This window comes from Corynebacterium sp. KPL4035 (assembly GCF_037908325.1).
In the GTDB taxonomy this organism is placed as follows: Bacteria; Actinomycetota; Actinomycetes; order Mycobacteriales; family Mycobacteriaceae; genus Corynebacterium; species Corynebacterium kefirresidentii.
Map to the genome: position 1 here is coordinate 1 of NZ_JBBMGF010000007.1, position 13,248 is coordinate 13,248.

The 13,248-nt window shown below is 56.3% G+C and carries 13 protein-coding genes; 1 reads left to right on the forward strand and 12 read right to left on the reverse strand.

Annotated elements, in window-relative coordinates:
* A partial coding sequence (locus tag WMP96_RS07420) for a hypothetical protein (RefSeq protein WP_340432670.1) occupies positions 1-197 on the forward strand: 197 nt, incomplete at its 5' end.
* Between the two features lie 133 nt (positions 198-330).
* On the opposite strand, the gene tyrS is transcribed toward WMP96_RS07420, so the two are convergent.
* From tyrS to argC, 12 genes are all read right to left on the reverse strand, one after another.
* Positions 331-1,590 carry a tyrosine--tRNA ligase gene (tyrS, locus tag WMP96_RS07425; protein WP_301716124.1) on the reverse strand — a complete coding sequence of 420 codons (1,260 nt, stop codon included), beginning with the start codon at positions 1,588-1,590 and terminating at the stop codon, positions 331-333.
* A gap of 24 nt (positions 1,591-1,614) precedes the next feature.
* Complete coding sequence (locus tag WMP96_RS07430) at positions 1,615-1,788, reverse strand: Trm112 family protein (protein ID WP_005323252.1); 174 nt, start codon at positions 1,786-1,788, stop codon at positions 1,615-1,617.
* 56 nt (positions 1,789-1,844) lie between these two features.
* Positions 1,845-2,882, reverse strand: coding sequence for an ornithine cyclodeaminase (locus WMP96_RS07435; protein ID WP_005323253.1), 1,038 nt, complete (start codon positions 2,880-2,882; stop codon positions 1,845-1,847).
* A gap of 12 nt (positions 2,883-2,894) precedes the next feature.
* On the reverse strand, positions 2,895-4,412 hold the full coding sequence (locus WMP96_RS07440; RefSeq protein ID WP_239205568.1) for an amino acid permease: 1,518 nt from the start codon (positions 4,410-4,412) through the stop codon (positions 2,895-2,897).
* Between the two features lie 219 nt (positions 4,413-4,631).
* Positions 4,632-6,062: an argininosuccinate lyase gene (argH, locus tag WMP96_RS07445; RefSeq protein ID WP_301716125.1), complete on the reverse strand. Its 1,431-nt coding sequence runs from the start codon at positions 6,060-6,062 to the stop codon at positions 4,632-4,634.
* 6 nt (positions 6,063-6,068) lie between these two features.
* Positions 6,069-7,289: an argininosuccinate synthase gene (locus tag WMP96_RS07450; protein ID WP_301716126.1), complete on the reverse strand. Its 1,221-nt coding sequence runs from the start codon at positions 7,287-7,289 to the stop codon at positions 6,069-6,071.
* Positions 7,290-7,369: 80 nt separating this feature from the next.
* Complete coding sequence (locus WMP96_RS07455; RefSeq protein ID WP_023021631.1) at positions 7,370-7,852, reverse strand: arginine repressor; 483 nt, start codon at positions 7,850-7,852, stop codon at positions 7,370-7,372.
* Positions 7,853-7,855: 3 nt separating this feature from the next.
* Positions 7,856-8,776 carry an ornithine carbamoyltransferase gene (gene argF, locus WMP96_RS07460; RefSeq protein WP_023021632.1) on the reverse strand — a complete coding sequence of 307 codons (921 nt, stop codon included), beginning with the start codon at positions 8,774-8,776 and terminating at the stop codon, positions 7,856-7,858.
* Positions 8,773-9,951: an acetylornithine transaminase gene (locus tag WMP96_RS07465; protein WP_301716127.1), complete on the reverse strand. Its 1,179-nt coding sequence runs from the start codon at positions 9,949-9,951 to the stop codon at positions 8,773-8,775. The genes argF and WMP96_RS07465 overlap by 4 nt, the downstream gene beginning before the upstream one ends.
* Entirely contained in the window at positions 9,948-10,883 is a 936-nt protein-coding gene (argB, locus tag WMP96_RS07470; protein ID WP_301716191.1) for an acetylglutamate kinase, read from the reverse strand. Before argB ends, WMP96_RS07465 begins: the two co-directional genes overlap by 4 nt.
* Before the next feature lie 13 nt (positions 10,884-10,896).
* A complete protein-coding gene (argJ, locus tag WMP96_RS07475) occupies positions 10,897-12,066 on the reverse strand; it encodes a bifunctional glutamate N-acetyltransferase/amino-acid acetyltransferase ArgJ (RefSeq protein WP_023021635.1) in 1,170 nt (389 codons plus the stop codon).
* A gap of 16 nt (positions 12,067-12,082) precedes the next feature.
* On the reverse strand, positions 12,083-13,126 hold the full coding sequence (gene argC, locus WMP96_RS07480; RefSeq protein WP_301716129.1) for an N-acetyl-gamma-glutamyl-phosphate reductase: 1,044 nt from the start codon (positions 13,124-13,126) through the stop codon (positions 12,083-12,085).
* Between the last annotated feature and the right edge of the window lie 122 nt (positions 13,127-13,248).

Below are 13,248 nucleotides of genomic sequence, written 5' to 3' on the forward strand. Positions count from 1 at the left end.
CCAATCAACACACAACCATGCACACAAAAAATAAAAAGTACATTGGCACACTATTGAGTTCTCAAACATCACCACCAACCAACAAGAAAATTAACTTCCCGTTAACCTCTCATCGGCAGCCCGTACAAACCTACTCAACTCAAAGAACAAAGTCAAATCATCAAACCAAGTCCGTACAAAATGTCACCATCAAGTAACCTCCCGGCTACCTCCCGGCGACTTGGATTAATGTAGTCCACCACAACCAAACAACACAAATCCCCAGTATGGGCTGGAAAAACGAAGAATGACGCCCTTCCACCGTGTGGAAAGGACGTCATTTCCCGCTGTTTAGCTCAGCTTGGCACCGGCGAAATTCTTCTTGCCGCGGCGCAGCACCAGCCAGCTCCCATGAAGAAGATCGTCTGCCGAAGGCTCCCACTCCGCCGATTCGATGCGCTCGTTGTTGACATACGCACCGCCTTCCTTGATGGTACGGCGAGCAGCACCCTTGGAATCGGCCAAACCGCTGGCGACCAAAAGATCAACGATGGTACGCGGTTCGCCGGCTGCAACATCCGCAACGGTGGTCTCAGAGAGAGCGCCGACGAGGGTTTTCTCGTCCAGCTCGGAAAGCTCTGCTTTGCCGAAGAGCGCTTGCGCGGCAAGCTCGACTGTCTTCGTAGCCTCTGCACCATGAACCAAATCGGTCATCTCTTGAGCCAGGCGGCGCTGAGCTGCTCGCTTGTAGGGCTCTTCTTCGACTGCTCGCGCATACTCGGCGATTTCCTCCTGCGTCAGGAAGGTAAACCAGCGCAAATAGTCGATGACGACAGAGTCACCGGCGTTGAGGAAGTACTGGTACCAAGAGTAAGCGGAAGTCTTTTCCGGATCGAGCCACAGTTTTCCGCCGCCGGTGGACTTGCCGAACTTCTGTCCAGAGGCGTCGGTAACGAGCGGCACCGTAAGGCCATGCACCTTCGCACCGTCAATGCGGCGGTTGAGGTCAACGCCGGAAACGATGTTGCCCCACTGATCGCCGCCGCCGATCTGCAAAACGCAATCGCGCTCGCGGCGAAGCTGTACGAAGTCATTGGATTGCAATAGCATATAAGAGAACTCGGTGTAGGAAATACCGTCGCCTTCAAGGCGTCGCTTGACGGTATCGCGGTCCAACATCGTGTTGAGGGAGAAGTTCTTGCCCACATCGCGCAAAAAGTCAATGACCGACATATTCATGGTCCAATCAGCATTATTGACCATGGTGGCGGCGTGTTCGCCCTCGAAATCAATAAACCGACGTAGCTGCCCCTTGATAGCCTCAAGGTTATGGGCCAAGTCCTCTTCGCTGAGCATGGAACGCTCGCCGACTTCGCGCGGATCGCCAATAAATCCTGTCGCTCCACCCGCTAGCGCGATCGGGTGGTGCCCCGCTTCTTGGAAGCGACGCAGCATAATAAGCGGAACGAGGTGACCTGCATGGAGGGAGTCACCGGTAGGGTCGAATCCGCAGTACAGCGCGATAGGGTTCTCGCATGCTTCGCGGAGCGCTTCAAGATCGGTGGACTGATTGATTAGTCCGCGCCATTGCAGTTCATCAATGATATTCATGGGAAGTCTTTCTAGAAATCGAAGTTAAGCGGGCCATTTCTGGGCGTGGTCTACAAGCATGACTGGGATGTCATCCTCAATGGGATAGGCAATACCCAGCCGCTCGTTGACGAGGACCTGTTTATCTTCCAGATATGTCAAAGGGCCCTTGTCTTGCGGGCAGACAAGGACCTCTAGCAACTTCGGGTCAAGACTCATGCGCCTTATCTTAGCGGGTAAAGGAAGAAGTTGGATCCCTCTACCCCACCTTGGCCTTAAAGAAGGGAAGGAACGTTAGCCACCAAGGAGAAGAGATCCTTGGGATCATCCGGGTTGGCAATGATGTCGATCTCAGACTCCAAGTCGGTTCCCTTGACGGAATCGCGCAGATAACGCAGGGCGGAGAAGTCGTTAATAGCGAATCCGACATCGTCGAAAAGCGTGATCTGCTCATCGTCATCGCGGCCGGTGGCCTGGCCGGTGAGCACCTGGTAGAACTCGACAACCGGGAAGTCTTCGGGCTTCTGCTGAATTTCGCCCTCGATGCGAGTCTGCTCCGGGAACTCCACGAAGACCTTGGACTTGTCCAGAATGGAGCTTTCCAGCTCGGTCTTACCTGGGCAGTCACCGCCAACAGCGTTGAGGTGGACACCTGGGGCGACGTGGCGCTCGGCCAGAATCTGGTTCTGTGCCTTGTCTGCAGTGCAGGTGGTAATAATGTCTGCACCAAGAACCGCCTCGTCGACGCTAGAGCAGGCAGTGATATTAAAGCCCAGTGGCTCCAGATTGCGCTTGAACTTCTCTACCGCCTCAGGGTCAATGTCATAAATAGTGATGTCCTCGATGCCCATCACGCCACGGAAGCCCAAGGCCTGGAATTCAGACTGGGATCCGGCACCGACCATGGCCATGCGCTTGGAGTCCTTGCGCGCTAGGTGCTTTGCCACCATGGCGGAGGTTGCAGCAGTACGCAGTGCGGTAAGCAGCGTCATCTCGGCTTCGAAGGTGGGGTAGCCATTGTCGACGTCGGCAAGCACGCCAAAGGCGGTAACGGTCTGGAAACCACGGGCCGGATTGGACGGGTGGCCGTTGACGTACTTGAAGGAGTACTCCTTACCGTTAGAGGTCGGCATGAGCTCGATGACACCGAATGGGGTGTGGGAGGCAACGCGCGGAATCTTGTCAAAGCGCTCCCACTCGCGGTAGTCAGCCTCGAGGTAGTCCACCATTCCGGTAATGATGTTTTCAACGCCCTCGCGCTGAATCCAGCGCGCCATATTTTCTACGTCTACGAACTTAACTGCGTGGTTCATAAAAGTTCCTTTCTATTTCTTTGGGTGAAGGTCTGTTTGCGGTGCGGCCGGGAAGCTGGAGGTTGGCAGATGCTTGGCCTTCCTCTCTTCCGCGATTGTACGAATACGGTCGCGCCATGCGTACCACATTGCCATAAAGACCGGAACGAGGAGCAGGGTCGATGCAAGTGCAAAAGTGCCGATTGGATAGTCAAAGGCCATCAAGATAATGACTAGGCCAATGAAGATGAGCACTGCCCAGTCTCCGCCTTCGCCAAACGGCGAGCGGTACCCCGGTCGGGTATAGCTTCCGCTCTTGGCTAGGCGCACAAACTTGAGGTGCGAGAGCGCAACTGCCGCCCAGGACGCCAATGTACCCAAGGCTGCCAGGTTGAGCACGATTTCAAACGCCATCTCCGGCACCACATAGTTGAGGAAGACGCCTACCAAGCCCACCATGGCCGCCATGACGATGCCGCCGTAGGGAACACCAGACTTGGACATGCGAGCGCCAAACTTCGGGCCGGAGCCGGAGGTGGACATGTTGTACATAATGCGGCCGGTGGAATACAGGCCAGCGTTGAGCGAGGAAATCGCAGCGGTGATAACGACAAGCTGGAAAATCGGAGCCGCCGCGCCAACGCCCAGGGACTCAAAGAAGGTCACGAACGGCGAAACATCTGCGACATAGTTAGTGTATGGCAACACCAAGGTCAGCAATAGCACGGAGCCGAAGTAGAAAATCAAGATGCGGAGCAGCACATTGTTGACTGCGCGCGGGATATGCTTTTCTACATTTTTAGTCTCACCGGAGGTGGTTCCAACAAGCTCGATGCCGGCGTAGGCAAAGACGACACCTTGGACAACGATGACGGCAGGCATGAGGCCATTGGGCAGCCAGCCACCGTTATCAGAAATGAGGCTAAAGCCGGTGGGATCGCCGCTCGGGTGGCCAAGAATAAGGACACCGATGGCCACCAACATGAAGATGATCAACGCGACAATTTTGATGAGGGAGAACCAGTACTCCAGCTCGCCGAAGATCTTCACCGAGAGCATGTTGAATACAAGGATGCCGCAGATAACAACGAGGGCCAGTGCCCACTGCGGAACGGCGTCGAGCCACGACGTGTACTGGCTAAACCACTTGATGTAGATAGCTACGGCTGTGCCGTCCGCCACCAAGGTCATCGCCCAGTTTCCCCAGTACAACCAGCCTGTGACAAAAGCGGTCTTCTCACCGTAGAACTCACGGGCATAGGAGACGAAGGAACCGGAGCTGGGGCGATAGACAATGAGCTCGCCAAGAGAACGCAGGATGATATAGCCAAAGAAGCCACAAATAAGGTACAGCACCGCTAGGAACGGTCCGGCTTCTTGCAAGCGGCTACCGGTACCCAAAAGAAGACCGGTACCAATGGCAGAACCGATGGCGATCATCTGGAGCTGGCGATTGCCCATCCCCTTTTGCAGGCCGTGGTCTTCCGAAGCGTAGACCGCCTTCTCGTTCTCGTGCGGCCCCGCTGTGGGCGGCGGCGAATTTACTGTCATGGGAGAGATCGTCCTTTCATTGACAGGAATGCGTCTGTTAGGTCACATTCTCTGCAAGGATAGTACCGCACCATACTGTTACCCACGTCACTGGCACCCCCATTGTGTTCAACAATGCAGTTGGAGGGTTGGAAATAGGGACCGTTTCCCTACCCCCGCTTCTAGGCATAAAAGAACCGCATGGCCATAGACCATGCGGTTTTCAGGGAAAAGAACTCATTAGCGCAGTGGCGTCTGCGCCCACGTGCGGGCCGCAGCGACCCGTTCCCGTGCCTTTTCCCGTTGCTCTGCCACTCGAGCGCCGGCCGTGCCACCCTTGGTGTCACGAGAAGCCACTGCTCCGTCGATGGTGAGCACTTCGCGGACGCCCGGCTTTAGCCGCTTGTCGACGCCCGCTAGGTCCTCGTCGCTGAGGTCGATTAGGTCCACCCCACGTTCCTCAGCAATCCGTACGCAGGCGCCGGAGGCTTCGTGCGCTTCACGGAAAGGAACACCTTGGCGGACCATCCATTCAGCCAAATCGGTAGCCAGCGTAAACCCGCGCGGAGCCAACTCGCGCATGCGGTCCTCATGAAACGTCAGCGTCGATACAAGACCGGTCATCGCCGGCAGCAGCAGGTTAAGCTGTGTCACCGAGTCAACGATTGGCTCCTTGTCTTCCTGCAGGTCACGATTATAGGCCAGCGGCTGAGCCTTCAGCGTGGACAAAAGCCCAGTGAGATTGCCAATAAGGCGGCCAGTCTTGCCGCGGGTAAGTTCCGGCACGTCCGGATTCTTCTTCTGCGGCATGATGGACGAACCCGTCGACCAAGCATCATCAAGCGTGACATAGCCATATTCCGGTGTGCACCAATAGATGATTTCTTCCGAGAGCCGGGACATATCCACCGCGATCTGCGCCAAAACGAAGGCAGTCTCGGATGCGAAGTCACGAGCCGCAGTGCCGTCCAAGGAGTTTTCAGCAGCGGAGTCGAACCCTAGCTCTTCTGCAATCGCCTCTGGGTCGAGCTGCAAAGATGAACCAGCAAGCGCGCCAGAGCCATAGGGAGACACGGCTAGGCGCTTGTCCAAATCCTGCAGGCGCTCGATATCGCGCAGAAGCGGCTGCGCATGGCCCAAAAGTTCGTGTGCTAGCAGAATTGGTTGCGCGGCTTGCGAGTGAGTCTTGCCCGGCATGATGGCATCGGGATGGGATGCGGCTTGATCGGCCAAGGCATCCACCAAGTCACTCACCTGGGCGGCGGTATCACGAATGGCATCGCGTACCCACATGCGAAACAGCGTCGCTACCTGGTCATTACGCGAGCGGCCAGCACGCAGGCGGCCGCCTACTTCCGGCCCGACAATCTCAATGAGCCCGCGTTCCATCGCACCGTGGACATCCTCATCTGTCGGCGCCGGGCGGAATTCGCCAGAATCCACCTTCTCCCCTAGCTCGGTGAGACCGGCGAGCATGGTTTCCAGGTCGGCGTCGGATAGCAAGCCTGCCTTGTGCAGCACTTTCGCATGCGCCTTGGAGGCTAATACGTCATAAGGCGCGAGGACCCAGTCAAAGTGGGTGGATACAGAGAGGGCAAACATTGCCTCGGAGGGTCCGCCGGAAAAGCGGCCGCCCCACAGGGCACCCTCATTAGTCTTATGTGGTTCCATATGCTTCTACTTCTGGGCGCTGGTCGGGAAACCGCCGTCGCGGTCGCGCTGATTGGAAATTTGGGTAGACAGGCCGTGCAGCTGAACAAAGCCCTTTGCGGCGGTTTGGTCGAAGGAATCGCCGGTGTCATAGGTGGCAAGATCAAAGGAATACAGCGACTGGCCAGAGCGGCGCCCAGTCACCGTGGCGGTGCCGGCGTGCATACTTAGGCGAATATCGCCGGTAACGTTTTCCTGAGATTCCGCAATGAAAGCGTCCAGGGAACACTTCAGCGGCGAATGCCAGAGGCCGTCGTAGACCTCCTCGGACCAACGAGCATCGGTGAGGCGCTTGTAGCGAGCCAACTCGCGCTCCACAGTGACATCCTCTAGCGCTTCGTGCGCTTGGATAAGGACCATTGCACCCGGAGCTTCGTAGACCTCACGGGACTTAATGCCCACCAAACGGTCCTCGACCATATCTAGGCGACCAATACCCTGTGCACCTGCGCGGCGGTTGACCTCTTCAATGATCTGCAGCGGGGACATCTTTTGGCCATCTACCGCCACGGGGATGCCCTTTTCAAAGGAGAGGATAATTTCATCCGGGGCATTGCCCAGACCCGGGTCCTCGGTGTAGGCGTATAGGTCCTTTGTCGGTGGATTCCACAGATCCTCTAGGAATCCAGTTTCGACGGCGCGGCCCCACAGATTCTGGTCGATAGAAAATGGCGAGGAGGCGGACTGCTCAATTGGCAGGTTGATCTCCTCCGCAAAGGCGATGGCCTTATCGCGGGTCCAAGCATAATCACGTGCAGGAGCGATAATTTCGAGAGAAGGATCCTGGGCACGGAAAGAGACCTCAAAGCGTACCTGGTCATTGCCCTTGCCGGTGCAACCGTGGGAGACGTGGGTGCCGCCAAATTCCTGGGCAGCCTTAACAAGGTGCTTGGTAATGAGCGGACGGGAAATGGCCGATACTAGCGGGTACTGCTTCATATACATGCCGTTTGCCTGAATGGTGGGAACGCAGTACTCCTCTGCGAACTCATCCTTGGCATCGATAACGATGGACTCTACGGCACCGCAGTCAAGTGCACGCTGGCGCACCGATTCCATATCCTCGCCACCTTGACCCAAGTCCAGGGAAACGGCAACAACATCGCCGCCGGTCATTTTTGCCAGATACGGAATAGCAACAGAAGTATCAAGGCCACCGGAGTAGGCCAAGACTACGCGTGCAGACATGGAAATCTCCTTAATCTATTGAAAAGAATTCATTTAGGTACATAATATACGAGTGTGTGATAAATTTCCACTCTCACCGTTTAAATATTCCGCGTGGTGAGCGTCACAGCCAGATCTGCGCCCGTAACCCCCTCGCGCGCCAAGACAAAAATGGTGTCATCACCGGCGATACAACCAATGACATCGTGCAGCCCTACCCTGTCAATAAAACTAGCCAGGTACTGGGCCGCGCCAGCTGGCGTGCGCAGCATCGCAATATTGCCGGAAGAATCATGGGATACCACCAATTCATCGAGCATGCGTCGCAGCTTTTCGCGGGGCCCGCCCACCTGATCTTCAAATTGCTCCAGCTCACCGCCGACCATGTAATAGGAACGGCCGCCATCACGCTTTACCTTCTTCGCTCCCAACTCATCCAAGTCACGGGACAAAGTAGCCTGCGTGATGTCAATGCCATCTGCAAGAAGCAGCTCGGATAGTTGCACCTGGCTGGTGACGCGATTGCGGTCCAAAATCTCTAGAATCTTGGCCTGCCGAGCATTGCGGGTGGTCGGGGTGTTCATTACTTAGTTGATCTCCTTATTTATTTCGAGCAACCAGACGAGAAGCGCCTTCTGCGCATGCAGGCGATTTTCCGCTTCATCGAAGACTCGCGACTGCGGACCATCGATCACCTCAGTCGTGACCTCGTTTCCACGGTACGCCGGCAAACAATGTAAGAATATTGCATCCTTATGTGCTTTACTCATTATGGTCGAATCAACCTGATAGGGCAGGAACGGCGTGCGCCTATCACGACCATCATTTTCCTGTCCCATAGAAACCCAGGTATCCGTAATCACGACGTCTGCGCCTTCTACTTCATTGACATCATCAGTAATGGTGATATTGCCCCGCTGACGCGCGCGGTCGACGAATTCCTGGCGAGGCTGAAATCCCTCTGGCGCAATGATGGAGACGTCCATACCGGCCGTGGCAAAACCGATCATGTAGGAGTTGGCCATATTATTATCGCCATCGCCCAGGTAGACGGCCTTTTTACCCGGCAGATCACCTAGATTCTCGCGACAGGTCAGCAAATCAGCCAGGATCTGGCACGGATGTAGGTCATCAGAAAGTGCATTAATCAAAGGTACGGTAGCAGTCTCGGCCATCTGGAGCAGATTGTCGTGCGCAAACGTACGCCACACAATGGCCTCCACGTACCTTGAAAGCACCGCCGCCGTATCTTGAAAAGATTCCCCCTTGCCCATTTGGGTTGTAGAAGTATCGACGGTAATACCCCTGCCGCCCATATTCGCTACCGCGGTTTCAAAGGAAAAGCGGGTGCGCGTAGACGTTTTATCAAAGAGAACCGCCACGGTCTTGGGGCCTTCTAAGGGGCGCTCTGCAAAGGGCTCCTTCTTTAGCTTTTCAGCTAAATCTAAAACCGTCGCTTGTTCTTGTGGGCTGAGATCATCGTCAGCTAGGAAGTGCCGCAGGCTCATGCCAGTTCCTCCAATATGGTTCCGAGAGTTGATAGTGCTGTGTCGAGTTCATGCTGGGAAATGACCAAAGGTGGGGTTAGTCGAAGAACATTCTCGTTGGGAGCGTTGAGAATAAGCCCGTGTTCGAGCCCGTCCCGCACGGCCTGCTTAGCCACCGGTGCGCTTAATACAAGGCCCAGCATAAGACCTCGGCCGCGCACGCGATCTACAATTGAATACTTTTCACATTCCTGCCGCACATAGTCCCCCTTGCGGGTCACCCCTGCGAGAAATTCGGCATTTACGGTGTCAAGAACAACATTTGCCGCGGCGCACGCCACGGGGTTCCCGCCAAAGGTAGTGCCATGAGAGCCAGGCCCAAAAAGACCCTTGGCACGCCCTCGGGTAATCGTTGCGCCGATGGGTAGTCCGGCACCTAAGCCTTTCGCCATAGTGATAACGTCCGGTTGAATTCCTTCTACCTCGTGGGCAAAGAAGGTCCCGGTACGGCCTACGCCTGTTTGTACCTCGTCAACGATTAATAGGACTCCGTATTCATCGCACAGCTCGCTGACCTTTTTCATGAACCCCGCAGGGGCCGGAATGACGCCAGTTTCTCCCTGAATAGGTTCCAGGATTATGGCCGCAGTGTCCTGGGGGTCTTGCTCCACCACCTGACGCAGATACTCCACATCCCCGAACGGATAGAACTCCACTCCTCCCGGCAACGGGCGGAAAGAGCGCTGTTTATCGGGCTGACCGGTCAAGGCCAGTGCCCCCATGGTTCGTCCATGAAAGCCGTGCTCGGCAGCGAGGATTCGCCGGCGCCCGGTCAAGCGAGCAAGCTTAAATGCAGCCTCATTGGATTCGGCGCCGGAGTTACAGAAGAACACTCGGGCGCTATCGTCTCCCACGCGCTCAATCAGCTTCGCTCCCGCATCCAACACTGGCTGAGTGGCGAAGAGGTTCGAGGTATGCGCCAAAGTGCGCGCCTGGTGGGATACCGCTTGTGCTACGTGCTCATTGCCGTATCCCAAGGAATTAACCGCAATGCCTGCTAGTAGATCAATATAAGACTTACCTTGCTCATCGTTAAGCGTTGCCCCTTGGCCGGAGACGAGACCTATAGACGGTATGCCATAGGTATCAACGACCGTCTCCGACCACCGCTGTGTCAAGCTCTGTGGCTTATTCATGCTGCATCATCCTTCCTGAAGATGGTCCCTTCGGGGTAGTCGTGTTGCTTATAATCATCTGGCAACACCATGGTTCCGACGCCACCCGGAGTTAAAAGCTCTAAGAGCACTGAGTGGCCAATCCGGCCGTCGATAACGTGCGCGGCCGATACCCCGCCTTCTACTGCCTTGAGGCAAGATTCCATCTTGGGAATCATCCCAGAGTCCAGTCGGGGAAGAAGTCTGGAAAGTTGACCACGCTCGATCTTGGACACGAGGGAATCGCGGTTCGGCCAGTCTGTGTATAGTCCTTCCACATTGGTGAGAATGACCAAACGCTCTGCCCCGATTGCGCTAGCCAAAGCCCCAGCCGCGCTATCGGCATTGATGTTATAAATTGCGCCTTCCTCCCCCGGTGCGATGGTCGAGACCACTGGGATGCGCCCAGCGTCGATAATGTCCATCACGGCCGTTGGATTGACCTCTACGATGTCTCCGACCATCCCAATATCGGTAGGTTTTCCATCGACTTCCACCAACCTTTTGGTGGCCCGAAATAGTCCCGCGTCTTCGCCAGAGGTCCCCACCGCATATGGGCCGTGCGAATTGATGAGGTTGACTAATCCGCGACCTACCTGCCCAAAAAGCACCATGCGAACTACTTCCACGATCTCCGGAGAGGTCACGCGAAAGCCGCCTCGAAACTCCCCTTCTATACCAAGCTTGTGGAGCATGGAGTTGATCTGTGGCCCACCACCATGCACCACCACCGGCTTAACGCCCACGGTGCGCAAAAAGACCATGTCCGCAGCAAAGGCAGCTTTAAGTTCTTCGTCCACCATGGCATTGCCGCCGTATTTCACCACTACGATGGTGTCCCGATAATGTTGGAGCCACGGGAGGGCATCCGCTAGGACGGTGGCGCGCTCTTGATCACTAAGCCCACTAAACATTTTCATCTCCTCCCTAGGAGCTATACGCCGAATTGATTTCCACGTAGGCGTGAGAGAGATCCGTGGTCCGCACGAACGCAGACCCAGTACCTCCCGTTCCAAGGTCCACGTAGACATCGATATCAGTCCCGCTAAGGTCCACCTCGCGCGCGCCGGGTACACCCGTCGAGGCACGACACACCGGCTGGCCATTGAAATAGACCGAGATATTTTCCGGGTCCATTTCTGCATCTGCCATCCCCACCGCCGCAAGGACGCGCCCCCAGTTCGGATCAGAGCCGAACATGGCGCACTTGAACAGGTTGTCGCGGCCCAAGGTGCGCGCGGCGTTGAGGGCCTGATAGTCGGTGGCAGTGCCTTCCACAGTGATCTTGACGCGCTTGGTTACACCTTCTGCATCTGCTTGCAATTGCTCCGCAATGTCTGAGCAAACCGCCAGCACCGCCGTTTCAAATTCTTCTTGGCTGGGCGAAACACCCGAGGCCCCAGAGGCCATGAGGATCACCGTGTCATTAGTAGAAGTTGATCCATCCACGTCGAGGGTGTTGAAGGTCTGCGACACGGCCTTGTCCAGGGCACTCTGGAGGGCAGCGGCGCTTGCGGCGGCGTCGGTAGTAAGGCACACCAACATCGTCGCCAGCGAGGGGGCCATCATGCCCACCCCCTTGCCCATGGCCCCAACGGACCAGCCGGCCCCAACATAGGCGGCTTCCTTAGTTACGGTATCGGTGGTCAAAATAGCCTCGGCCGCTGCGTGAGCATGGTCCGCGCTGCCGCCTAGGGCCTTCGCCACAGCGCCTGCACCAGCCAACGCTTTTTCCATAGGCAAAGGCTCGCCTATAAGCCCGGTCGAACAGGCGGCAATATTTCCTTCTGGAAGGGACAAGGAGTGGGCAACCTCGGCTACCAGCGCGGAGGCATCCGCATCACCCCGCGGGCCATTGCACGCATTGGCGTTTCCAGAGTTAAAGACAATAGCGGCAAGCTGGCCATCGGCCACCGCCTTGCGGGAGAGTTTCACCGGCGAGGCCACAACACGATTACGGGTAAATACCGCCGCCGCATCAAAGCGTGGTCCATTATTGACAACTAATGCCATATCGGGTTTGCCTGAGGGTTTAATCCCCGCTGTGGTAGCGCCGGCGCTAAAGCCGGCCGGGCCAGTAATTCCTGCTGCATTCATAATCTTCTCCTAGTTTTTATGGGGCTACGGCCGCTTGCGGCAAGCCCAAAGTTTCATCCCAGCCGAGTATTAGGTTCATACATTGCACGGCGGCGCCGGCTGTTCCTTTGCACAGGTTGTCCAGTGCTGCGGTAACCACGAGGCGTCGGGCGCGTTCATCCACATGGGCTTGGAGGTGAACCATATTGGTACCTACAACGTTTTGGGTCTCGGGCTGCTGACCGGCGGGAAGCACGTGACAGAAGGGCTCTTGGGCATAAAACTCACCGAATGCAGTCTCTACTTCCCGCTTGCCGACGCCCTCTTTCATCCCCGCCGTTATGGTCGCCAAGATGCCTCGGGTTAAGGGAGCTAGAACCGGAGTGAAGCTGACGTCAAGCTTTTCCTGCGCAAACGGCTGCAGATTTTGCACGATTTCCGGGGTATGTCGGTGCGTGCCGCCGGGCTTATATGCCTTCAGGTTTCCCATAGTTTCCGCGCCGAGTTGCGCCACGGAGGCCTTCTTCCCGGCTCCGGAAACACCGGTAATAGCAATCACCGAGAGGCTCGGCTCAATGAGTTCGTGGGCAACTGTCGGCAAACCTGCGAGGGTTACCGCCGTGGGAAAACACCCCGGCACAGCTACCCGGTTGGCATCGCGCAGCACTTCCCTATTGCCTGGAATCTCGGGGATTCCATAAGGCCAATGCCCGGCGTACACTCCGCCATAAAAGGCGTCCCAGTCCTTCTTATTGCGAAGGCGAAAATCGGCCGCACAATCGATCACTGTGGTCTGCGGCCCCACGTGCTGAGCAATCGCCGCAGAATGACCGTGTGGAAGGCCCAAAAATACAATGTCGTGCCCGCGAAGATTTTCAGCGGTCGTGCCCACAATGGCACGGTCTGCCAGCTGCGGGAGGTGCGGCATAAGCTCAGCGACCTTCTTCCCTGCGGTGGAATAGGCAGTTAGCGCCCCAATGCGTAGTTCGCCGCCAAGATACGCCGGGTGCGACAGCAGCAGGCGAAGGATTTCGCTTCCCGCGTACCCGGTCGCACCTGCTATTGCTACTGAAATCGTCATAGAAGGGACTATAGCAATAAATACACCCAACCGTATGTTATTCAGTCAGATTGTCCGATTCCGCAGGTAAATGAACGTCGAGTAATGAAAATAATGTATGAAAAAAGGGGGCAGTGAGTTAA